The 23,028-nt window shown below is 72.7% G+C and carries 23 protein-coding genes; 22 read left to right on the forward strand and 1 reads right to left on the reverse strand.

All coding sequences use genetic code 11. The annotated features are described in order from the left end of the window. Positions 1-138 precede the first annotated feature (138 nt). The 8 genes from OCT49_RS27685 to OCT49_RS27720 all read left to right on the forward strand — a co-directional run bounded on the left by OCT49_RS27685 (position 139) and on the right by OCT49_RS27720 (position 8,516). Entirely contained in the window at positions 139-1,203 is a 1,065-nt protein-coding gene (locus OCT49_RS27685) for a phytanoyl-CoA dioxygenase family protein (RefSeq protein ID WP_283854509.1), read from the forward strand. After that, positions 1,185-2,579, forward strand: coding sequence for a DUF6271 family protein (locus OCT49_RS27690; protein WP_283854510.1), 1,395 nt, complete (start codon positions 1,185-1,187; stop codon positions 2,577-2,579). The genes OCT49_RS27685 and OCT49_RS27690 overlap by 19 nt, the downstream gene beginning before the upstream one ends. Positions 2,580-2,595: 16 nt before the next feature. Continuing rightward, positions 2,596-3,765, forward strand: coding sequence for a type III PLP-dependent enzyme domain-containing protein (locus OCT49_RS27695; protein WP_283854511.1), 1,170 nt, complete (start codon positions 2,596-2,598; stop codon positions 3,763-3,765). Positions 3,766-3,777: 12 nt separating this feature from the next. Next, positions 3,778-4,335, forward strand: a complete 558-nt coding sequence (locus tag OCT49_RS27700) for a GNAT family N-acetyltransferase (RefSeq protein WP_391722569.1) — start codon at positions 3,778-3,780, stop codon at positions 4,333-4,335. Between the two features lie 6 nt (positions 4,336-4,341). Beyond that, a complete protein-coding gene (locus OCT49_RS27705; RefSeq protein ID WP_283854512.1) occupies positions 4,342-5,508 on the forward strand; it encodes an MFS transporter in 1,167 nt (388 codons plus the stop codon). 435 nt (positions 5,509-5,943) lie between these two features. Beyond that, positions 5,944-6,663, forward strand: a complete 720-nt coding sequence (locus OCT49_RS27710) for a 4'-phosphopantetheinyl transferase family protein (protein WP_283854513.1) — start codon at positions 5,944-5,946, stop codon at positions 6,661-6,663. An 89-nt stretch (positions 6,664-6,752) separates the two neighbouring features. Beyond that, positions 6,753-7,886 carry a DmpA family aminopeptidase gene (locus OCT49_RS27715; protein WP_283854514.1) on the forward strand — a complete coding sequence of 378 codons (1,134 nt, stop codon included), beginning with the start codon at positions 6,753-6,755 and terminating at the stop codon, positions 7,884-7,886. A 90-nt stretch (positions 7,887-7,976) separates the two neighbouring features. Beyond that, positions 7,977-8,516, forward strand: a complete 540-nt coding sequence (locus OCT49_RS27720; RefSeq protein WP_283854515.1) for a hypothetical protein — start codon at positions 7,977-7,979, stop codon at positions 8,514-8,516. Positions 8,517-8,579: 63 nt separating this feature from the next. Here the strand turns inward: OCT49_RS27720 and OCT49_RS27725 are convergent, their stop codons facing one another. Next, on the reverse strand, positions 8,580-9,464 hold the full coding sequence (locus tag OCT49_RS27725) for an SIS domain-containing protein (protein WP_283854516.1): 885 nt from the start codon (positions 9,462-9,464) through the stop codon (positions 8,580-8,582). A 184-nt stretch (positions 9,465-9,648) separates the two neighbouring features. Between OCT49_RS27725 and OCT49_RS27730 the strand changes: the two genes are divergently transcribed. The 14 genes from OCT49_RS27730 (at position 9,649) to mmuM (ending at position 23,022) form a co-directional block, all read left to right on the forward strand. Next, positions 9,649-10,449 carry a DeoR/GlpR family DNA-binding transcription regulator gene (locus OCT49_RS27730; RefSeq protein WP_283854517.1) on the forward strand — a complete coding sequence of 267 codons (801 nt, stop codon included), beginning with the start codon at positions 9,649-9,651 and terminating at the stop codon, positions 10,447-10,449. Positions 10,450-10,795: 346 nt separating this feature from the next. After that, positions 10,796-11,977: a Gfo/Idh/MocA family protein gene (locus OCT49_RS27735; protein ID WP_283854518.1), complete on the forward strand. Its 1,182-nt coding sequence runs from the start codon at positions 10,796-10,798 to the stop codon at positions 11,975-11,977. A 452-nt stretch (positions 11,978-12,429) separates the two neighbouring features. Further along, the gene (locus OCT49_RS27740; RefSeq protein WP_283854519.1) at positions 12,430-13,431 is read left to right on the forward strand and encodes an MBL fold metallo-hydrolase; all 1,002 of its coding nucleotides are present in this window, start codon (positions 12,430-12,432) and stop codon (positions 13,429-13,431) included. A gap of 69 nt (positions 13,432-13,500) precedes the next feature. Further along, positions 13,501-14,898 carry an ATP-binding protein gene (locus OCT49_RS27745; RefSeq protein ID WP_283854520.1) on the forward strand — a complete coding sequence of 466 codons (1,398 nt, stop codon included), beginning with the start codon at positions 13,501-13,503 and terminating at the stop codon, positions 14,896-14,898. After that, a complete protein-coding gene (locus OCT49_RS27750) occupies positions 14,895-15,320 on the forward strand; it encodes a roadblock/LC7 domain-containing protein (protein WP_283854521.1) in 426 nt (141 codons plus the stop codon). The genes OCT49_RS27745 and OCT49_RS27750 overlap by 4 nt, the downstream gene beginning before the upstream one ends. Then, on the forward strand, positions 15,317-15,670 hold the full coding sequence (locus OCT49_RS27755; protein ID WP_148839950.1) for a DUF742 domain-containing protein: 354 nt from the start codon (positions 15,317-15,319) through the stop codon (positions 15,668-15,670). Before OCT49_RS27750 ends, OCT49_RS27755 begins: the two co-directional genes overlap by 4 nt. Further along, positions 15,648-16,262, forward strand: a complete 615-nt coding sequence (locus OCT49_RS27760; protein WP_283854522.1) for a GTP-binding protein — start codon at positions 15,648-15,650, stop codon at positions 16,260-16,262. The genes OCT49_RS27755 and OCT49_RS27760 overlap by 23 nt, the downstream gene beginning before the upstream one ends. Beyond that, on the forward strand, positions 16,259-17,533 hold the full coding sequence (locus tag OCT49_RS27765) for a cytochrome P450 family protein (RefSeq protein ID WP_283854523.1): 1,275 nt from the start codon (positions 16,259-16,261) through the stop codon (positions 17,531-17,533). The genes OCT49_RS27760 and OCT49_RS27765 overlap by 4 nt, the downstream gene beginning before the upstream one ends. A gap of 104 nt (positions 17,534-17,637) precedes the next feature. After that, on the forward strand, positions 17,638-18,039 hold the full coding sequence (locus tag OCT49_RS27770) for a cell division protein SepF (RefSeq protein WP_283854524.1): 402 nt from the start codon (positions 17,638-17,640) through the stop codon (positions 18,037-18,039). A gap of 197 nt (positions 18,040-18,236) precedes the next feature. Then, entirely contained in the window at positions 18,237-19,481 is a 1,245-nt protein-coding gene (locus OCT49_RS27775) for an AAA family ATPase (protein WP_283854525.1), read from the forward strand. After that, positions 19,478-19,846, forward strand: a complete 369-nt coding sequence (locus OCT49_RS27780) for a nucleotide pyrophosphohydrolase (RefSeq protein ID WP_283854526.1) — start codon at positions 19,478-19,480, stop codon at positions 19,844-19,846. The genes OCT49_RS27775 and OCT49_RS27780 overlap by 4 nt, the downstream gene beginning before the upstream one ends. A 122-nt stretch (positions 19,847-19,968) precedes the next feature. Then, positions 19,969-20,514, forward strand: coding sequence for a DUF6099 family protein (locus OCT49_RS27785; protein ID WP_283854527.1), 546 nt, complete (start codon positions 19,969-19,971; stop codon positions 20,512-20,514). A gap of 156 nt (positions 20,515-20,670) precedes the next feature. Further along, positions 20,671-21,594, forward strand: a complete 924-nt coding sequence (locus OCT49_RS27790) for an LLM class F420-dependent oxidoreductase (protein ID WP_283854528.1) — start codon at positions 20,671-20,673, stop codon at positions 21,592-21,594. Between the two features lie 426 nt (positions 21,595-22,020). Further along, the gene (mmuM, locus tag OCT49_RS27795) at positions 22,021-23,022 is read left to right on the forward strand and encodes a homocysteine S-methyltransferase (RefSeq protein ID WP_502963488.1); all 1,002 of its coding nucleotides are present in this window, start codon (positions 22,021-22,023) and stop codon (positions 23,020-23,022) included. Positions 23,023-23,028: the final 6 nt, after the last annotated feature.

Here is a 23,028-nt window from a genome sequence, read left to right on the forward strand (position 1 = left end):
GCGCCGTACCGGCGCCGTTCGACGACGACGGCGCCGAGGCCGTCACCGGCACCCACCGAGGTGGAGCGCCCGGACCCGTACCGCAGGGGGAGCGGTCGGTCCGCCCAGCCACGAAGAACCGAGCCCTGGAGTGAACGCATGACGACGCCCGACTCCTACCTGTACCGATCCCCCTCGCAACGCCCGTACTTCAGCTCGGACGGCGAGTCCTACCTGGCACAGACACCGCTGAGGGACATCCGGAAGTCGCGGGAACTGCGGGTGCTCTCCGAGGCGGACTTCGAGTTCTGGCAGACCTACGGCTACGTCATCGTGCGGGAGGCGATCCCGGCCGCCGCGGCGCGCCGCCTGCTCGACTTCACCTGGGACTTCCAGGGTCTCGACCCGGCCCGGCCCGAGACCTGGTACGAGGACCGCCCCTTCCGGGACGACCTGGACCGGGAACTGCACGTCTACGGATTCGTCGAGGCGTACCACCACCAGCTCATCTGGGACAGCCGGCAGGCGCAGCGCGTCTACGACGCCTTCGTCGACGTGTGGGACTGCGAAGAGCTGTGGGTGACCCTGGACCGGCTCAACCTCAACCCGCCCAACGTCAAGAACCGGGACCGGGCGCTCATCGCGCCCACCGACAAGGGCTTCGACATCGAGCTCCACTGGGACGTCGACACCACGCTCGGCGTCCTGCCCCAGCGGGTCCAGGGCATCATCGCGCTGAACGACACCCGGCCGGAGGCGGGCGGCTTCCAGTGCTCGCCGGAACTCTTCCGCCGGTTCGAGGAGTGGAAGACCGGGCAGCCCGCGGACCGGGACCCGATCAGGCCGGACACCGACCGCGCGGAGTTCCCGGTCATCCGCCCGGAGCTGCGGGCCGGGGACCTGCTGATCTGGAACGGCCTGCTCGCGCACGGGGTGGCCCGCAACACCTCGCGGGACGAGGTCCGCGCCGTCCAGTACCTCTCGATGATGCCCGCGCTGGAGTCGCACGACGAACTGCGGCGCTCCCGGATCGATTCGTGGCGCAACCTCGCCACCCCGGAATGGAACAGGACGCTCGTCGGCGACATCACGAAGCACGAATCCCTCAGGTACGGCACTGCCACGCTGAACGACCTCGGCGAGAAGCTGCTGGGACTGAAGTCCTGGCACGGGCAGGACGACGAGCGGTCGACCGGAGAGCTGGCATGCGCCGAATCTGTCTGACCCTTCCGACGAACAGGGCCTGCGCCGCGACGATCTCGGCCGTCGGCGAGGAGGCGGACCACGCGGCCGAACACTTCGGCGTCGAGGTGCACCTGCTGATCCTGGACTCCTCGAACGAACAGGAATTCGCGGAGCACGCCCGGGTCGTCGCCGGGGCGCGCCGGGCCCCGCACGTGGTCGTGCACCACCTCGGCGAGGCGGAGCAGCGTGACTTCCTGCGGCGGGTGATCCGGCGCTCCGGCGTCGCCAAGCCCGACCTGATGCTCGGCCTCATGCTCCCGGACGGCGTCTCCTACGGCGCCTGCACCAACCGGGCGTTCCTGATCGCCGCCGCGCTCGGCTGCCGGTCGGTGCACCGCCGGGACTCCGACAGCACCTACCAGGTCCTGGACGGCGAGACCGTCTTCCCCATCCACCACGAACTCGCCTCGCTCGGCAAGGCCGCGGCCGACGCGGCGGCCGGGGTGTCCGAGACCGTGCTCGACCCCGGGCACGCGCACAAACCGGTGGTGATGGTGGGCAGTTCCTTCGTCGGCGAGCTGTCGGTGGACATCGGCGAGATCGCCGAGCTGGACCAGGACGTCTACCACGACGTCGTCGGTCTGTGGGCCCCCGGACACTGGTCGGACGAGCAGAAGAGGGAACTCGTCGAGGAGTCCTTCAAGGGCGCCGGCACCGACCCGTTCGTCCGCGACCACTCGGTCCTCACCCATGTCGATCCGATGCGGGTCGACATGTGCAACATCAGCTTCCTGGACGAGGTGTACGAACGGGTGCCGCTGCCGCCCGCGACCGACACCATCGGCAGCGACTACTTCCTCATGCACCTGGTGCACGACAGCACGCTGCCCGGGGTCCTGCACAACCGCAACATCGTGAACTTCTACACCGCGGAACGCCGGACCGACGCCGGGTTCATGGCCTACCAGCTGCGGTTCGCGAAGTTCTTCCTCTCCATGCTCTACTTCAACTTCATCTACGAGAAGATGGCGGAGGCCGGTCCCGCACTGCTCAACGACCGGCACCGCGTCCGGCCGGCGGCGGTGGCCGAGCTGGCCAGACGGAGCGCCCTGGTGGACCGGGCGGAGAACGTGCACCGACTGGACGTCCTCGACCGCTCCTACCGGAAACTGGGCGGCAGGTACGCCGAGTTCGCCGAGGTCCTGGCGGCAGGCGGCCGACAGCTGCTCGAAGAGGCCCGTGCGGACATCGAGGACTTCGCGCTGCTGACCGAGTCCTGGTCATCCCTGGTACGGGCGAGCGGCTCCACCGGCCTCCACCCCTCGGACGGAGCCACCGGCCTCCACCCCTCGGACGGGTCCACCGACCCCCATCCGTCGGACGGGTCCACCGACCCCCACCCGTCGGACCGGTAGGCGGAACCGGACCATCATGCACCTGAACGCACACATGCGCGCCGCGCTGACGGCGGCCGACGACGACCGGATCATCTTCGACCTCACCGGCATAGCGGCGCAGTACGAAGCACTGCTGCGCGAACTGCCGGGAGTCTCCGTCCGCTTCGCCATGAAGGCCTGCCCGGTGGACGAGGTCCTGGCCTGTCTGGCGGCGCGGGGCTCCGGCTTCGACGCGGCGAGCCCCAACGAGGTGGCACAGGCCCTGCGCACCGGGGTGCCGGCCGACCGGATCCACTACGGCAACACCATCAAGTCCGACCGGAACATCGCCGACGCCCACCGCATGGGGATCACGACCTTCGCGACCGACAGCCTGGAGGACGTGGCGGCGATCGCGGCCCACGCCCCCGGCGCCCGGGTCTTCTGCAGACTGGCCACCAGCGGGGCCGGGGCACTCTGGGGCCTCAGCCGGAAGTTCGGCTGCTCGGCCGCCGACGCGGTGCTGGTGATGGAGGCGGCGCGGGCGGCCGGTCTGACCCCGGCCGGCCTGTCCGTCCACGTCGGCTCCCAGCAGATGACCTCGCAGGCGTGGCAGGAGGTCTTCGAGTCCCTCGCCGACCTGCTCGCGGTGCTGAACCGGCGGGGCATCCTCCCGGACCACCTCAACCTCGGCGGCGGACTGCCCGCACTGGGCTACCTGGACAGCAGGGGCCGGCCCCTGGACCCGCCGGTGGACAAGATCTTCGCCGTGATCCGCGAGGGAACACAACACCTCGCGGCGGTGTCGGAGGCGCCGCTGGACTTCCTCATGGAACCGGGCCGCCACCTGGTGGCCGATCACGGCGCGATCAGGGCGCACGTGGCCCGGCTGTCGTCCCGGCAGCAGATCGACGGCGCACGCGAGAACTGGCTGTACCTGAGCTGCGGGAAGTTCAACGGCCTCTACGAGATGGACCAGTTGCAGTACCGGCTGCTGTTCCCCTCGCACGACGACGGCGACCACGTACCGGCCGTTGTCGCGGGCCCCACCTGCGACAGCGACGACGCCTTCGCCCACGAGCACAACCGCGTTCCGGTGCCCCGGGAAGTCGCCTCGGGGGACCCGGTATGGATCCTCTCCAGCGGCGCCTACGCGACCGGATACATGACGCGGGGATTCAACGGCTTCGATCCGCTTCCGTACGCGTGGACGCGCGGCGACTAGAGGGACCACCACGTGCGCATACGGCACATATCCAATGACGACTGGGACGGCATCACCGCACTGGAGGCCGAGGAGTACACCGCCGACGGACTGTCGGAGGGCCGGGCCGCGCTGCGGTCCCGGGCCCACGCCTCACCGGCCACCTGCTTCGTCCTGGACCACGCCGGCCGGGTCGCGGGATACCTGCTGGCCCTGCCCTACCCGAAGTTCGAGTACCCCGACCTGGACCGGAAGGAGGGCCTCGTCTTCCACTCGCGCAACCTGCACCTGCACGACCTCGTCGTGGCCCCGGAGTTCCGCGGCGGGGGACTCGCGAAGAACCTCCTGCGCCACTTCACGGCGACGGCGGGAGCGAAGGGGTACGAGGAGGTGTCCCTGGTCGCCGTCCGCGGCAGCGACACCTTCTGGGCGGCCCACGGATACCGGGCCCACCGGGAGGTCGAGCCGCCGGCGAGCTACGGACCGGGCGCGGTGTACATGTCCAGGGCGGTACCGGGAGTCCGGGCCGGAAGAACGAACCTCGCCGACCTGCCGGCACACGGGGTACCTCCGAAAGACGAAGTGGGCTGATTGCACATGTCTGGCGTTCGTGACGAATTCCACCGCGCGCAACTGGCGATCGGGGCGCTGTTCTGCTTCCTCGGGTTCCAGTACGCGACCTGGGCCTCCCGGCTCCCCGCGATCAAGGCGGAACTCGACCTGACCGAAGCGGAACTGGGCCTGCTGCTGATGGCTTGCGGGGCGGGTGCGGCGGCCTCGTTCCCCCTCGTCGCGGTCCTGATGAGGCGGATGGGATCGCGCCGGCTCGCACTCGTGTCGGTCGGCTTCCTGAGCCTGCTCCTGCCGGCGCTCGCCGTGGCGCCCAACTACCCGGTCGCACTCCTGGTCATCTGCTGCGACGGCGTCGCCGTCGGGAGTCTGAACGTCGCGATGAACGCTCAGGGGGCGGCGCTCGAAGCCGCCCACGAGCGCACCGCCATGGCCAGGCTGCACGCCGTGTTCAGCGCCGGTTCCCTGCTCGCGGCCCTGCTCGCCTCCGGGGTGAACGCGCTGACCCCAAAGGTCGCGGTGCACTTCGCGGTGGCCGCCGTCCTTCTTCTGCTGCTGGTCGGACTGACCTGGAAGGGCCTGCTGGTGGAGGACCCGCCGGCCCCGGAGCAGCAGGCCCCGAAGAAGAGCCGCCGCAGGCTCACCGTGCCGTCCCGCGTGACGATCTGGATGGGCTGCGCGATGGTCTTCGGCACCGTGACCGAGGGCGCCATGAACGACTGGTCGGCGCTCTACATGGAGGACGTGGTCGGAGCGGCGTCGGAACTGGCGCCCCTGGGCATCGCGGTCGTCTCGGGGATGATGGTGCTGGCCCGCCTCTTCGCCGACGGCTGGCGCAGCCGCTGGGGCGACGGACGGATCGTCCGCGTCGGCAGCGCGGTGGCCGGTACCGGGCTGGCGCTCGCCCTGCTGGCCGGTGGCGTCGTGCCGACGCTGATCGGGTTCGCCTGCGTCGGACTGGGCGTCGCGGCCGTCACCCCGTGCATCTACGTGGCGGCGGCGGGGCAGGGCACGGACGCGCTGGCCCTGGTCGCCGCCATGGGGACGACCGGTCTGCTGGCCGGGCCCGCGCTGATCGGCTTCATAGCGGAAGCCGGCAGCCTCGTCTGGGGCATGGGGGCGGTGGCCGCCTCGGCGATCCTGGTCTCCCTGTGCGCCACCCGGATCCGCTGGCCGCAGCCCGCCGAGTCCTGACACCGCCCTGCGCCCGGGGCCGTTCCCCGGGCGCCGGGAACAGCCCCTTGCCCCTGGTCCGTTCCCCGGGCGCCGGGAACAGCCCCTTGCCCCTGGTCCGTTCCCCGGGCGCCGGGAACAGCCCCTTGCCCCTGGTCCGTTCCCCGGGCGCCGAACCGCCCGCGCGGGACCGGTGAGACCGCCCCGCACAAGACCGGTAGACCGGCCGCGCAGGCCGGTGACTGCCCGCGCGGCCCTCTTCGCGCGGCCCCCTTCGTGCGTGACGGCACGGAACACGAGATACCGTCGTGCACGCCGGGTCCGACGGCACCCGACCGCGCCGGGCGCGGCCGGGGAGCCTCGGCGGGGCGTCCCGCGCGTCGGCCGTCCGATGCCCGGACGGACCGGCTCCGGGACCGGTGCGGGGTGTGGGCAGTCAGCAGGCAAGGGGAGACCGTGATCGAGAAGATTCTGCCGTCGGGGGTGGCAGTGGCAGAGGTGTTCTCCGATCTGCCCGACGCCGTGCTGATGCCCGCCGAGGAGGAACTGGTCCACCGCTACGTGGAGAAGCGGAGGCTGGAGTTCACCACGACGCGCCACTGCGCGCGCCGCGCGCTCGGGGAGCTGGGCATCGCGCCCGTCCCCATCCTCAAGGGCGAACGCGGCGCCCCGGTCTGGCCGCAGGGCGTGGTCGGCAGCATGACCCACTGCGTGGGCTACCGTGCCGCCGTCGTGGCGCGCGACGCGGACGTGCTCACCATCGGCATCGACGCCGAGCACAACGCGCCGCTCCCCGACGACGTGCACGACAACATCGCGCTGACGACGGAACAGGAGCGCGAGCACGAGCTGCGCCGACGGAACCCGGGCATCCACTGGGACCGGTTGCTGTTCAGCGCGAAGGAGAGCGTCTACAAGGCGTGGTTCCCGCTGACCCGCCGTTGGCTGGGTTTCGAGGAGGCCGACATCGTGCTCCACCCGGACGGCGGCTTCACCGCCGAGATCCTGGCCTCCCGGACGGCGGCGAGGAGCGGTACGAACCCCCGGGCGCCCTTCGGCGAGGTCCCGGAGCCGTCGGCCGGACCGGCGGAGGACCCCTCGGAGTTCCGCGGCCGGTGGCTGGCCGCGGACGGCCTTCTGGTGACCGCGATCGTCGTGGCGGAGCCGGCCGCCTGAGAACCGCCGTCGGACGCCCGCGGGAGAGGCCCGGGAGGAACCTCGGGCCCTCTCGTCGGGCGCGCCCCGGTCCCGTAACCTCTCCCCGCATGAACGCAGATCACCGCGGCGAGGGCCGCATGCGCGCACGCGAGGCGGGCATCCCGCTGCCGGGCGAGCCCGGTCCGTGGAACGCGATCACGGACGTGCCGGGCGTCGAGGTCGGGTACGTCACCCTCGTCGAGGGGGACGACGTGCGGACGGGGGTGACCGCGCTCCTGCCGCGCGGCCGGGACGGCGTGGGCACGCCCTGCGCGGCCGGCTGGCACTCGTTCAACGGCAACGGCGAGATGACCGGCACCGCCTGGATCGAGGAGAGCGGCTCGCTCGCCGTGCCGGTGGTCATCACCAACACGTACGCGGTCGGCCCCGTGCACCGGGGCGTCGTGGAGTGGGTGCGCGCCAACTGCGGCGGCATGGCGCCGGAATGGCTGCTGCCGGTGGTCACGGAGACCTGGGACGGCCACCTCAACGACATCCACGGCGCGGCCGTGCGGCCCGACCACGCGGCGGCGGCGATCGGGGCGGCGGCCTCCGGCCCGGTCGAGGAGGGGTGCGTCGGCGGCGGCACGGGCATGCGCTGCTACGGCTACAAGGGCGGCTCGGGCACCGCCTCGCGGGTGGTGCGGTACGGGGAGGACCGGTACACCGTCGGCGCCTTCGTCCAGGCCAACTTCGGCGCGCGGCGCGAACTGGTCGTGGCCGGCGTGCCGGTGGGGCGCGAACTGTCCCCACCGGTGGCGGAGCCGCCCCTCGCGGAGCCCGGCGGGGAACGCCCGGTGCCGCCCGGCGCGGGCTCGGTGATCGTCGTGGTGGCCACCGACGCCCCGCTGCTGCCCGGACAGTGCAAGGCGCTGGCCCGCCGGGTGACGCTGGGCCTCGCCCGCACCGGCACCACCGGCAGCCATTTCTCCGGCGACCTCTTCCTGGCCTTCTCCACGGCCAACCCGTCCGCGTTGACCAGTACGTTCCCCGAGAACGACGGCAGCGCGCCGTACGAGTCGATGCGCTTCGTGCCCTGGGGCCGGATGGACCCCTTCTACGAGGCGGTGGTCGAGTCGGTGGAGGAGGCGGTGCTCAACGTGCTCACCGGGGCCCGGGCGATGACCGGCCGGGCCGGTCACCACGTTCCGGCGCTCCCGCTGGACCGGACCGCCGAAATCCTGGCGGCTCACGGCCGCTGACCCGGTGGCACGGGCCCGGCGGGGGGTGCTGCGGCCCCCGCACGGCAGGGGCGCTGGCTCCGTACAGGTTCGTCGGCCATACTGCCCGCCGTGGAGCAGCGCATAGATCCGAAGACTCAGCCCGGGTACGCCGCAGGGACAGACCCGGCGTACATCCCTGGCCTCACGGCCCCCGCCACCGCCGTGAAGCCGGACACGAGCCAGGAAACGGCCCCGGGGAAGGAACCGGTGGCGGAGCCGGAAAGGACGGACCCGGAACGGACGGATCCGCAGGACGAGGCCGGTCCCGTCGCGGAGGCCGGCTCCGGGGCCGCCACCGAACCGGCGGCGGAGGAAGGGGAGAAGGCGGACGGCCCGGCGTTCGAGGTGAGCGACCGGCGCGGGTCGATCACCGTGGACCGCACCGGCGTCCGGTTCCGCCTGGACGACCAGGAGGCCGACTTCCGGTGGGACGAGATCGGGGCCGTCGAGGTGAAGACCTCCCGGTTCGGCCGCCGGTTCACCGTCACGGTCCACATGTCGACCCGGCGGTGGTTCAACGCCGAGGTCGAGGCACCGGCCAGGAGCCACCTCAAGAAGTGGGCGGAGGAACTCGACGAGGTCCTGGACGCCTACTTCGAGGAGTCCTGAGCCCGACGCGCGTCCGGAGGGGCCGGTGGCCCGGCCCCTCCGGGAGCAGGAGAGCCGTGCGGGTCAGGACTCGGCGAGCACCACCGAGCGGGTCAGGTGACGCGGGCTGTCCGGGTCCAGGCCGCGGGCGGCGGCGCGGGCGATCGCCAGGCGCTGGACGCGCACCAGCTCGGCCAGCGGGTCCAGGCCGCTCTCCACCCACAGGGCGCCGGTCGCCCGCACCTGCTCCGCGAGCCCCTCGGGGGCGGTGCCGAACATCCAGGTCGCGGTGCCGGTGGTGGCGATGCTGATCGGGCCGTGGCGGTACTCCATCGCGGGGTACGACTCCGTCCAGGACAGCGACGCCTCCTTCATCTTGAGCGCCGCCTCGTTGGCGAGCCCCGCCGTCCAGCCGCGGCCGAGGAAGGTGAACTGGGTGCACTCCAGCAGGCCCTCGGGCAGCGGCTCGGCCAGGGCGGTCTCCGCGTCCCGGACCACGTCGTCGGTGTGCAGGCCGAGGTGGGCGCGGAGCAGGGTCAGCAGCGTGGTGGCGAACCGGGTCTGCACGACGGACCGCTCGTCGGCGAAGTCGAGCACGACGACGTCGTCGGCGGCCGTCATGACCGGGGTGTCCGGGTCGGCGGTGATGGCCACCGTGCGGGTGGCGCCCCGGAGCCGGCCGAGCAGTTCCAGCACCTCGGTCGTGGTCCCCGAACGGGTGAGGGCGACGACCCGGTCGTAGCCGCGGCCGAACGGGAACTCCGAGGCGGCGAAGGCGTCGGACTCGCCCTGCCCGGACCCCTCGCGGAGCGCGGCGTACGCCTGGGCCATGTAGAACGAGGTGCCGCAGCCGACGACCGCGATGCGCTCGCCGGTGGCGGGCAGCGCGCCCGCGTCGGTCCGGGCCAGCTCGGCGGCACGGCGCCAGCACTCCGGCTGACTGGCGGTCTCGGTCTCGACAAAAGACACGTCTGCACTCCGTACTTGTAGTGGATGCTCGTTTGCGCACGTTACACGCGCTGTACGAACATCTTCAAGCAAACAGTGTGCAGGATGCTTGACTGGACGGGGCCTTGTGCGACGCTTGCGCGTGTCCGGCGACCGTATCCAAGGGGATGGGTGCCTGAAGGCCGGGCCGGTGAGGAGAGTTCTCTTGTCCAGGGATGCCCGGTGGAACGCGCTGCTGGAACTCGTCGGCAAGAACGGCCGGGTGGAGGTCGAGGACGCGGCCGCCACCCTGGACGTCTCGGCCGCGACCATCCGCCGCGACCTGGACCAGCTCGCCGAGCAGCAACTGCTCACCCGTACCCGCGGCGGCGCGGTGGCGCACGGCGTCAGCTACGAGCTCGCCCTGCGCTACAAGACCGGCCGCCACGCCCCGGAGAAGCAGGCCATCGGCCGCGCGGTCTCCGAACTGGTGGCGGTCGGCGAAGTGGTGGGGCTGACCGGCGGCACGACGCTGACCGAGGTGGCCCGTTCGCTGGCGATGCGCTCCGACATCGTGGGCGAGGGCGCCATGGGGGCGGGCGGCCAGCCGACGCTGACCGTCGTCACCAACGCACTCAACATCGCCAACGAGCTGGTGATCCGCCCGCAGATCAAGATCGTGGTGACCGGCGGGGTGGCCAGGCCGCAGTCGTACGAACTGACGGGCCCGCTGGCCAGCGGGGTGCTGGGCGAGATCACCCTGGACGTCGCCGTGCTGGGCGTCAACGCGATCGACACCGAGCGCGGCGCGTACGTGCACCACGAGGGCGAGGCCAGCATCAACCGGCTGCTCGCCCAGCAGGCGCAACGGGTGGTCGTGGCCGCCGACTCCTCGAAGATCGGCAAGCGGGCCTTCGCCCGGGTCTGCGACCTGGGGCAGGTCGATTTCCTGGTCACCGACAAGGGGATCGCGCCCGAGGCGGCCGCCCGCTTCACGGAGGCCGGGGTCACGGTCGTCGCGGTCTGAAACGACGGCCGTCCGGCGGTGGGCGGACATCCCGGGGCCCGGGGTGCCCGCCCACCGTTTTTTCGCGCGCACGGCCCGTGCTGCAGGGTCTGCGCCGTACGGGCCCGTGCCGCACGGTCTGCGCCGTACGGGCCCGTGCCGCACGGTCTGCGCCGCATGGTCCGTGCTGCGCGTGCTGTGCGCATTGAACAGCACATCGTTGCCCATTCGTGTTTGATAAGACCGAGAAATGAGCAACTCTTGCCATCGGTGTGCGCCGTCGTGAACTATGAACCCGTCCCGTACGGACCCGCCCGCCCCACGGCGCGGACCTCGCACCACCAGTACAGACAGAGAAGGGACCACCGTGTCAGACCTGCGACTCGGCGTCATCGGGCTCGGCCTGCGCCGTTCCATCGCGACCTCCGCCCACCACCCCGGACAGGGGTCGGCGATCACCGCCGTCTGCGACCTCGACCCCGAGGTGCGGCGGCGCGAGGCCGAGCAGTTCGGCACCGACGTCGCGGTCGAGGACTACAGGCTGCTCCTCGACCGGGACGACCTCGACGCGATCATTGTCGCCACCCCCGACGACACCCACGAGACCATCGCCGTCGACGCGTTGCGGGCCGGCAAGCCGGTCTTCGTCGAGAAGCCGCTCGGCATCACCGTCGAGAGCTGCGACAACATCCTGCGCGCCGCGTACGAGACCGGGACCAGGCTGTACGTCGGACACAACATGCGCCACATGGGCGTGGTGCGGCTGATGCGCGACATCATCGCCCGCGGCGACATCGGCGAGCCCCGGACGGTCTGGGTGCGCCACTTCGTCGGCTACGGCGGCGACTACTACTTCAAGGACTGGCACGCCGACCGGACCCGCACCACCGGCCTGCTGCTCCAGAAGGCCGCCCACGACATCGACGTCCTGCACTGGCTGGCCGGCGGCTACACCCGTCGCGTCAACGCGCTCGGCGACCTCCTCGTCTACGGCGACCTGCCGCGCCGCGAGCCGGACACCCCGCGCCCGGAGAACTGGCTGCGCGAGTTCGACTGGCCGCCGACGGCCCGCAAGGACCTGCACCACGTCGTGGACGTCGAGGACGTCTCGGTGATGAACATGCAGCTCGACAACGGCGTCGTGGCCGCCTACCAGCAGTGCCACTTCACCCCCGACTACTGGCGCAACTACACGGTCATCGGCACCGAGGGCCGGCTGGAGAACTTCGGCGACGGCCCCGGCGACGAGGTCAGGGTCTGGAACTCCGGCCCCAGCGGATACCGCCGCGACGCCGACATCACCTACCGGGTGCCGGACGCGGGCGGTTCGCACGGCGGCGGGGACACCCGGATCATGCGGGAGTTCTGCCGGTTCGTGCGCGAGGGCGGCGTCACCGACACCTCGCCGGTCGCCGCCCGGATGAGCGTCGCGGCCGGTGTGCTCGCGACCCGCTCCCTGCGCGAGGGCGGTGTGCCGTACGAGGTGCCCGCCCTCGACCCGGAGCTGATTGCCTACTTCGAGGGCGGCCAGGTCCGCCGGACGGCGTAGCACCCGCGCCGGTCCGCTGGTGCGCCGGTCCGGCCGTGCACCGGTCCGATGGCGCGCCGGTCCGTGCGCCGCTCCGTGCGGGGACGTTTTGGAGCGGCGCCTCCGGGCCGGCGCCTCCGGGCCGGTGCCTCCGGCCCGGAGCCTTCCGGCGCCACCGCGAGAATCTGCCGCCACGAAGATCTTCGGACAGTCGTTTTCGGCCATGCTCGGTGGGTAATCGGCTTGTTCCGGTTTGGTGGCTCCGTGAGGGATGTCCGTCTCAGCGCGTGACATCGTCGGGTTAAATGACATGAATTGACTGAAATGTGGCATGCAGGGATGCGGGGTGTCGATTCCGCAGGGTTACCACCGCCGTACCGATGGGCGAAATGAAGGGTGATTTCAGGCCAACGGAATAGGTCAGTGGCCGAGTTCGAACGCGTGGCCGGATCGGGGTGGGCATAATCGCGTGCATGTCGATCACGGGCGGGGACGTCGTTGACCTGGGGCAGGGCCTGTACGCATGGCTACCGCCGAAACGGGGCTGGGGGCTGGCGAACTGCGGCCTCCTCGTCTCGCCCTGCGGCGCGCTCTGGATCGACACCCCGTACGACCCCGCGCTGGCCGGGCAGTTCCTGGCCGAGTCCACGAAGCGGCTGCCCGAGGGTGTCCACGTCGACCGGGTGATCGTCACCCATGCGAACGGCGACCACTTCTGGGGCGCGGGGGTGCTCCCGGACGCGGAGATCATCGTGACCCGCGAGGCCCGGGAGCACATCCACTACGACCCCACGCCGAAGCAGCAGCACGCCCTCGTCACCGCGGGCGACCGGAACACGCCGCTCGGGGACTACCTCGCCCGCCACTTCGGCGTCTTCGACTGGTCGGACACCGAACCGGTCGTGCCGACCACGTACTTCACCGGGGAACTCGAACTGACCCTGGGCGACTACCCCGTCCGGATCTCCTCGCTGCCGCCCGCGCACACCGCCGGTGACCTGATCGTCCATCTGCCGGTGCAGGACACCGTGTTCAGCGGCGACGTCATCTTCTCGTCCACCCCGGAGCGGCCCGGCGACCACCCGGTGCACTGGGCGGGCCCGATCGACAACGTGATCTCGGCCTGCGAGCAGGTGCTGGCCACCGGCGCCGGAACCATCGTTCCCGGCCACGGCCCGGTCCTCGACCGGCCCGGGGTGCGCGACCACATCGTGTACCTGGAGTACGTGCGCGAGCGCGCCCACGCCTTCCACGCAGCCGGTGTCCCCTCCGTCGAGGCGGCCCGCCGGATCATCGGCGAGGGCCGCCACCCGGAACTCGGCCTTCCCGAGCGGCTGGTGGTGACCGTCGGCAGCGAGTACCGGCACCTGGACGGCTCCGGACTGCCCGGCGTGCTCGAAGTGATGACCGATGTCGCCGTGGTGGCCCGGGAGACGGAGCGGACCCCGCGGCGGGCGGCCCCGGCGCAACAGTAGGCAGCAGGCGGAGCTTCGGCCGTCGCTCGGGCCGGACGACCGATCCGACGACAGGAATGCGGTGACGGCATGGGATGGATAGTGGCGGTGATCGCCGTCGCCGCTGCCGTGGCGGCGATGGCGCGGGCGCAGAACGCGGCCCGCGCCGAGTACACGGCCCTGGGCCGGGTCGAGGTGGCCGAGCGCCAGGCGAAGGCGGCCGAGGCCCGCACCGCGGCCCTCACCGAGGAGATCCGCCAACTGGCCCGCAAGCGGATACCCGCCGTCGCGCTCTCCCTCTCCCACCCCACCGCCCAGGTCCCCGGACTGCGGGAGGCGGCCGAGATCGACGGCGAGGCGGCCCGGCTGCTCGCCGAGTCGGTGCAGGCGGCCCGCGCGGCCGTCCTGGAGGAGCGCGGACGCGTCGACGCCGCCGCCCGCGCGGCGATGCGCGGCACCTCCGCCAAGATCCAGTCCCTGCTCAACCAGTCCCAGCAACTGCTGCACGAGCTCCAGCACGAGTACGACGACCCGCGCATCCTGCAACTGGACTTCCGCAACGAACTGGCCCTGCGGCGCACCCAGGCCACCGCCGTGCTCTGCGACGCCTGGCCGGGCCTCGCCCGCCAGAACTCGCCGCTCGTCGAGATCGTCCTCGGAGCCCAGTCACGGGTCGCCGGCTACGAACGCGTGAAGGTCGCCAACCACCTGCGCGACGAACGGCTCGCCCTGGTCGCCCGCGCCGCCGAACCCCTCGCCATCGCGCTCGCGGAACTCCTGGCCAACGCCACCGCCTACTCGCACCCCGACACCGACGTCCAGGTCACCCTCCAGCAGAGCGGCGGCCGCGGCGCCTTCCTGATGGTCGACGATGCGGGCATCGGCATGGACGACGACGCGCTCGACCGGGCCCGCACCCTGCTGGCGGGGCCGGACGAGGTCCTCCTGACCGAGCTGGGCGACCCGCCGCAGACCGGCTTCGCCGTCGTCGGCCGACTGGTGGCGCAGTACGGCTTCGACTGCCACATCGAGGCGTCGCCGTTCGGCGGGATGCGCACGATGCTGCGCGTCCCCGCCCACCTGCTGACCGTGCTGGAGAACGACCGCACCCTCTCCATCCTCGCCCCCGAACCGGTGCGCGCACCGGCGCCCGCCGTGCCCGCCGCCCCCGCGGTCACCCCCGCCGTTCCCGTCCCGGCCGAGCAGGAGCCCGTACCCGTGTCGCAACCCGCCGCCGGGCCCGCCACCGGACTGCCCAGCCGCCGCCGTCGCGCCCCGCGCCCGGCCCCGGCCCGGCCCGCGCCCGCCGAACAGGGCCGCGAACAGGCGCCCCGTACGCCCGAGCAGGCCGGGGCCTCCTGGGCGGCGCTCCAGCAGGGCACCCTCAACGGCAGGAGCCTCGCGGACCGGTCATCCGCACCGGCTCCGGACCGCGACCGCCAGGACGACCACGACCACCAGAACGACCAAGGAGACGACAAGCCGTGAGCGCTCCCACCCCCACCACCGGTGACCTCGCATGGGTGCTGACCCCGCTGCTGGAACTGCCCGGTGTCCAGCACGCGGTGGTCGCCACCGGCGACGGACTCGTCGAGGGCGCCTCGCCCGGCCTGGACCGTGCCTCCGGCGAGCGGGTCGCCGCCATGACCGCCACCCTGCACGCCGCGGCCCGCGCGTTCACCACGGCCTTCACCGACGCCGAGGCACCGCGCCTGGCCCAGACGGTCGTCGAGTCCGATCTGGGCTTCGCCATCGTCGTACCGGCCGGGAACAACACCACGCTCGCCCTGTTCGCGGAACCGGGGGCCAAGCTCGGCGACATCGCCTACCAGATGCAGGTGCAGGTCACCGCCCTCACCCGGGCGATGAACGCACCCGCCCGCAAGCCGGACACCACCGCCCGGCCATGACCGCCGGACCGGGTCGCCGCCTGATCCCCGCCTATCTGGTCACCGGCGGCCGGACCAGGCCCGCCGGTCCCGCGCTGGACCGGCTCGACGTACTCGTGCGCACCGGCACCGGCCTGCCCCCGGACCTCGGCTCGGAACAGCGCAGGCTGTGCGAGCTGCTCGAACCGGGCGCGCTCACCGTCGTCGAATGCGCGGCCCACCTGGACCTGCCGGTCAGCGCCACCGTCTTCCTGGCCACGGACCTCGCCGCCGCCGGACACCTGCACACCCGACCGCCCATCCCCAGCGCCGGGGAGATCGACCGGTCGCTCGTCGAGAGGCTGCTCGTTGGACTCCGCTCCCTCCACTGAACACACCGGCGTCGGCTATCTGCCGCCCGCCGCCAGGACCCTGATGAAGCTCGTCGTCACGGGGCCGTTCGGCGTGGGCAAGACCACCTTGATCCGTACGCTGTCGGAGATCGCCACGCTGCACACCGAAGAGGCGATGACCCAGTCCAGCACCCGGCTCGACGACACCGCGGGACTGCCGGACAAGACCACGACCACGGTCGCGATCGACTTCGGCCGGCTCACCGTCCTGGACGACCTGGTGCTCTACATGTTCGGCACCCCGGGTCAGCAGCGGTTCCTCCCGCTCTGGGAGGACATCGCGCGCGGTGCGCTCGGCGCCCTCGTCCTGGTCGACACCCGCAGGCTCGCCGACTCCTTCGCGGTCATGGACATGGTCGAGGAGCAGGGGCTGCCGTACGCGGTCGCCGTCAACCGCTTCCCGGACGCCCCCGTCCACCCCGACGAGGTCCTGCGGGGACACCTCGACCTCGCGCCCGAGACCCCGCTGGTGCAGTGCGACGCCCGCGAGCGCCGCGGCGGCATCGACGCCCTGATCGCCCTGGCCGAACACGTGCTGACCCGGATGCCCCGGCCCGAGGACCCGTCATGACACCGTACGCACAGCCGCCGCAGCCCCTCGCCCTGTACGGCCCGGACTTCGCCGCCGACCCGCGGAGCCACTACCGGCGCCTGCGCGAGCACGGGCCCCTCGCCCCGGTCCGGCTCGCCCCCGGCATCGACGCCCTGCTGGTCACCGACTACCAGGCCGCCGTCGACCTGCTGCGCGACACCCACACCTTCACCAAGGACCCGCGCGCCTGGCAGGCCACCGTCCCCGAGGACTCGCCGATCCTGCCCATGCTCGGCCACCGCCCCACCGCGCTCTTCAGCGACGGCGAGGCGCACGCCCGCTACCGCGCCGCCATCAACGACGGCCTCGCCCTGATCGAACCGCACGTCCTGCGGGCCGAGGTCACCCGGGTCGCGAAGCGGCTCATCGGCGAATTCGCCGCCACCGGGAGCGCCGACCTCATCGCCCAGTACGCCCGGCGGCTCCCCGTGCACGTCTTCGTCACCTGGTTCGGCACGGCGCCGAAGGACAGCGAACGCGTCGTCGAGGCCGCCACCAGAATGTTCAACTCCGCCGAGGACGCCGCCACCGCCTACGCCGACCTGGTCGAGGTCGTCACCGCCCTGGTCGCCGACCGGCGCGCCCGCCCGCGCCGCGACCTCACCTCGTACCTCCTCGGCCATCCGGCCGGTCTCGACAACGACGAGACCGTGCGTCAGATCACCCTGATCATGAGCGCGGGCCACGATCCGACGACCAATCTGATCGGCAACGCGCTGCTGCACATGCTCACCGACACCCGCTACGCGGGCTCGCTGCACGGCGGTGCGAAGACGGCGCACGAGGCGATCGACGAGGTCCTCTGGCAGGACCCGCCCCTGGCCAACCTGTCGGCCCACTACCCCCGGCACGACACGGAGTTCCACGGCGTGCGGCTGCGCGCGGGGCAGCTGATCCTGGTCTCCTACGCCGCGGCCAACGCCCAGTCCGCGCCCGACCTCAAGAACCCCGTGCCCCGTTCCGGCTCCAGCGCCCACCTGGCCTGGTCCGCGGGCCCGCACCGCTGCCCGGCGAAACAACCGGCGCTGCTCATCGCCATGACCGCGATCGAACAGCTCACCAGCCAGCTGTGCGACGCGGAACTCGCGGTTCCGGTCAGTGCGCTGAAATGGCGTCCGGGACCCTTCCACCGTGCGCTGGTCCGGCTTCCGGTACGGTTCACCCCCGTCGACATGATGGCGGAAACCGACCGGCAGCGGCCTTCCGGGCACGGGCCCGAGGAGCCCCCGGCGGTGTCGATCGGCCGGTGAACCGTGTCGGTGGTACGCCGAACGGGTGAGTGGCGAGAGAATTGCACGATGAACAGCGAGCGCAGCGGGCGCAACGCGGACCGAAGCACAGACGGGGTGGTCCGGTGAGCAGGTACGACAGGTACGACGTCACGGACGAGCAGTGGGAGGGGCTTGCCCAGGTCGTGCCTCTGCGCAGCCGCAACGAGTGGCCGTCCAGAGTGGACCATCGCGCGGTCCCCGAGGAGAGCACGGCGAGCGAACAGCGACGACTTGTCGTCCTGCGGGTCCAGGTCTTCGCGGACGCCCGGGAGGTGGCCGAGTACCTGGTCGCGCAGATTCCGGTGCTCCTCGACCTGACCAGCGCCGAGACGGACGTGGCCAAGCGGATCCTGGACTTCACCAGCGGGGTCGTCTTCGGCCTGGAGAGCGGCATGCACCGGGTGGACCGGAACGTCTTCCTGCTGTCGCCGCTCGGCATGGAGGTCGAGGGGGTCGCGGCAGCGGCGGGAATCCCCGGTTCGTAGCGGGCCCCGCGGGCCCCGCCGGAGCACGGGCGCCGTCGGGCGGCGGGGCCGCCGGGCCGGGAGGTACGACCCGCACGGCCCGTGCGGGTCGTACCTCCCGGCCCGGCGGGGCACGGCGGTTCACCGGGTAGCCCGATCGTAGGAAGGTCGTTCAGGCGGAACGGTTCGGCAGTTCGTGCCGTGCGTACGGTCCGCCCATGACTGCTCTCCGCCCGGATGCCATCCCGCCGTCCCCCGCCGACCTGCCCGAGCCCGGTCCCGTACCGGCGGTTGCCGACACGGGACCGTCCGGCGGGCGGGGCCGTGCCGTGCGTACGGTCCGCCCGACCGGCCCGGTCGTCACCGAACTGCGGCTGTCCGCCTTCGCCTCGCACCGGGGCGCGACCTTCCCCATCCGCCCGGTCACGCTCTTCGGCGGGCCCGGCGGCAGCGGCAAGACGAACGTGCTGCGGGCGTACGGCGCGCTGGCGCGGCTGGCCGACGGGGAACCGCTGGAGGCGGCGTTCCCGGACCCGGGCGGCTGCGTGCCGGAGGGCGCCGTGCCCGACGACCAGGGACGGCGCGGGTTCCGGATCGGCTGCACGGCGGACGGCCCGGCGGGCCAGGTGCGGCTCGACGTCGCGGTCCAGGCGGAGCCCACCCTCCGGATCGTCGGCGAACGGCTCACCGGCGGCGGCGAGACCCTGCTCACCACCGCGCTGCGCGACCCGGGGCGCTCGACGGTCCAGGCGGCCTGGCACACCGCCGACGTGGTCCCGGTGACCCGGGCTCCGCTGCCGGGCGACCGGCTCGGGACGGCCCTGCTGCCGCTGCGGGTCGCGGGCCGGACCGCGGGCCAGTTACAGGTCCTGGCCGCGGCCGAGCAGATGGTCGTGGCCCTGCGGTCGGTCTTCCGGTGCGAGCCGCAGCCGCGGCGGATGCGGGCCCCCGCGCCGCCCGGCGCCGACGGGCTGCGCCGGAGCTGCGAGAACATCGCGGCGGTGCTGGAACGGGTGCACGCGCGGTCCGCCCGGCGCCGCACCCGGCTGGTCGCGGCGGTGCGCGCCGGCTGCGCGGGGCCGGTGACCGGACTGGACGTCGAACGGCTCGGGGACGGATCGCTGAGCGCGACAGTCGCCCGCGGCGAGGGGCGTGCCACGCCGATCGGGCGGCTCGGCGACGGCGAGCTGAGGTATCTCGCGCTGGCCCTGGTGCTGCTCACCGGCCCCGGCGTGCAGGCGGTGGACCCCGCGGGCGAGGTGCCGTCGGCCGTGCAGACCCTCACCGTGCTGACCGACGGGTTCGACCGGGACCTGGACGGGCGGCAGTTGCGCGAACTCCTGTCCCTGGCGGTGTCGATCGGCGGGGCCGGACACCTCCGGCTGCTGGGCACGGTCACGGAGTCCGGGGCGGTACGGGCCCGGGAGGTCCCCGGGGTGTCGGTGGTAGACCTGGGGCCGTGACAGAACTCGATGTACGGACCCTTCAGCGACGGCTCGCCGCGTTCGCGGCCGCGCGGGACTGGGGTCGGTACCACACCCCGAAGAACCTGGCGGCGGCGCTGAGCGTCGAGGCGTCCGAACTGGTCGAGATCTTCCAGTGGCTGACGCCGGAGGAGTCGGCGCGGGTGATGGAGAGCCCCGGGACGGCGCACCGGGTCGCGGACGAGGTGGCGGACGTCCTCGCGTACCTGCTGCAGTTCTGCGAGGTGCTGGGGATCGATCCGCTGGAGGCGCTGGCCGAGAAGATCGACCGGAACGAGGCCCGATTCCCGGTGCCGGGGCTCCCGGCCGCCTCCGAAACACCCGACCGTCACTCTTCGGAGTGATCGACTTGCCCACAATCGATTTTGTGTCCACAGATTTCCGAATTCCTCTGGCTTTTCGGTGCTGATGACCTCACTGTGGGTAATGGACGAGGGGACGGCCTTTCGTACGGACGGGGGAACGCATGGAAGCGGAGCGGCTTGTCGGGGTCAGTCGTCGTGCGCTGGCTCAGAGCAGGGGGACGCCGGACATCATCGCGGAGGCATGGCAGGCCCAGGCGCTGGCCCAGGCGATCGGCAGCCGGCTGGCGGCCGACGGCCCCAAGGTGTTACGGGCCGAGGCGCGCGGCCTCAGCGAGATCGGCGGCCGCAGCGGCGGGACGCTGGACCACCCGGCGGCGCGGGCGGGGGTGGCGCGGGCCGCACAGCTCTCGGAGCTGGCCGAGCCGAGAGCGACGCTGACGGGCCTGGGCGCGCTGCTGGGCGAGGTGGGGATGGCCTTGGTGGGGGTGGCCTGCGAGACCGACGAACAGAGCCTCTACTGGCAGTGCATGGAGGCGATCGACGCGGCCGACGAGTCCATGGACCGGGTGCACGGGATGCTCCGCCGCCTCGATGAGCAGGACCGGGAACGACAACAGGATCTGGAGCGCGGCAGGGAGCGGGACGGCCCGTACGGTGCGGCGCGCGGCCCGGCGGGCCCGGCGGCGGCCGGTCGTGGCCGGCCGTGAGCGCGCCGGGCCGCCGGAGCCCGGACAGCGGGGGCGGGGGTGCCGGATTCCAGCGACGGGGATGCGGGGCGGCGACCCTACCGGACTTCGGCGGCAACGGCGCGGGGGAGGGAGGCGAGGAGGGAGGCCCGGCGCCCGGAGGTGCAGGATGGATGCATGGATCTTCGAATCTTCACCGAGCCCCAGCAAGGGGCGAGCTACGACACCCTGCTCACCGTCGCCAAGGCGGCCGAGGACCTCGGCTTCGACGCCTTCTACCGCTCCGACCACTATCTCCGCATGGGCCCGGGGGACGGACTGCCCGGTCCGACCGACGCATGGATCACGCTGGCCGGGCTGGCGCGCGAGACCGAGCGGATCCGGCTCGGCACCCTGATGACCGCGGGCACGTTCCGGCTGCCCGGCGTCCTCGCCATCCAGGTCGCGCAGGTCGACCAGATGTCCGGCGGGCGCGTGGAGCTCGGCCTCGGAGCGGGCTGGTTCGAGGAGGAGCACAAGGCGTACGGCATCCCGTTCCCCAAGGAGAAGTTCGGCCGGCTGGAGGAGCAGCTGGAGATCGTCACCGGGCTGTGGGCCACCGAGGTCGGCAAGACGTTCAGCTTCGACGGCACCTACTACCAGCTCACCGATTCGCCCGCGCTGCCCAAACCGGCGCAGGCCAAGGTGCCGGTCCTGATCGGCGGCCACGGCGCGACGCGCACGCCGCGGCTCGCAGCCCGGTACGCGGACGAGTTCAACATCCCCTTCGCCTCCCTGGAGGACAGCGAGAAGCAGTTCGGTCGGGTCCGGGATGCGGCCGGGGCGATCGGCCGCGATCCCGACGCCCTGGTGTACTCCAACGCCCTGGTGGTCTGTGTCGGGAAGGACGACGCCGAGGTGGCGCGCCGTGCCGCCGTCATCGGTCGTGAGGTGGCGGAGCTGAAGGCGAACGGGCTCGCGGGCTCGCCCGCCGAGGTGGTCGACAAGATCGGCCGGTACGGCGCGATCGGCTCGTCCCGGATCTACCTCCAGGTCCTGGACCTGGACGATCTGGACCACCTGGAGCTGATCGCCTCCCAGGTGCAGCCCCAGCTCGGCTGAGCCGGGGTGCGGCCCCGGTTCGTCTGAAGCCGGGGAGCTGGGTGGGTCGGGGAGCCGGGCGGGCCGGGAAGCTGGGACCGGGCGGGCCGGGGCCTGCCGACCGGGAGACAAGGCGAGGCCGGCCGGAGCGGCCTCCGCCCCGACTGCCCCGCCCGGTCCGCTCGGCACCCGGCACCCGGCCCCGGTCCGCTCGGCTCCGGCTCCCCCGCCCGCTCGGCCCCGGCACCCGGTCCGCTCGGCCCCGGCACCCGGTCCGCTCGGCCCCGGCTCCCGGCCCACGGCTCGCTCGGCCCCGCCGAGTCCCCGTCCCGTTTCCCTGTCCCGTTTCCCCGCCCCGTTTGTTCCGATGTGTGAAGGACCGAGGGAGTCACCGTGCGACCCGCCCGTGCAGCCGATGGCCCGACCGTCCCCGAAGTCCCCGGGCCCCTGTCCGGTTCCGCCTCCGGTTCTGCCCCCGGGGCCGGGGCGCGGGCCGGGCGCCCGTCCGGCCGCACGCTCGAACGTGCCCTTGCGCAGGGGCCGGTCCTGCTGGACGGAGGACTCTCCAACCAGCTGGAGGCGCAGGGCTGCGATCTGTCCGACGCCCTGTGGTCGGCCCGGTTGCTGGCAGACGGGCCCGAACAGATCGAGGCGGCGCACGCGGCCTATGTGCGGGCGGGCGCGCAGGTGCTCATCACCTCCGGGTACCAGGCGACCTTCGAGGGGTTCGCGCGGCGCGGCATCGGACGGGCGGAGGCCGAGGAGCTGTTCGCCCGCAGTGTGCGGCTGGCGCGGCGGGCCGCCGGCGCGGTGGAGCGGGACGTCTGGGTCGCCGCCTCGGTCGGCCCGTACGGGGCGATGCTGGCGGACGGCAGCGAGTACCGCGGCCGCTACGGGCTCTCCGTGCGGGAGCTGGAGCGGTTCCACCGGCCCCGGATCGAGGCGCTGACCGCCGCCGGGCCCGATGTGCTGGCGCTGGAGACGGTGCCGGACATCGACGAGGCCGAGGCGTTGCTGCGGGCGGTGGAGGGGTGCGGGCTGCCCGTCTGGCTCTCGTACAGCGTGGCGGGCGACCGGACCAGGGCCGGGCAGCCGCTGGAGGCGGCCTTCGCCCTGGCCGCGGGCCGGGACCAGGTGATGGCCGTGGGGGTGAACTGCTGCGACCCGCAGGACGCGGACCGGGCGGTGCGGGTGGCCGCCGAGGTGGCGGACAAGCCGGTCGTCGTCTACCCCAACAGCGGTGAGCGCTGGGATGCCGGGAGACGGGCCTGGGCCGGTGCCCCCACCTTCGATCCGGGGCGGACGAGCGCGTGGCGAAGCGCCGGCGCCCGGCTGATCGGCGGCTGCTGCCGGGTCGGCCCGGACCTCGTCGCGGAGCTGGCCGGGATGCTCGGCCGGCCGGTGGCGGGCCCGGCGGAAGAAGGGGCGAAGACGCGCCCGGACGAGTGAAATTAC

Source organism: Streptomyces sp. ML-6, from assembly GCF_030116705.1.
Classification (GTDB): Bacteria; Actinomycetota; Actinomycetes; order Streptomycetales; family Streptomycetaceae; genus Streptomyces.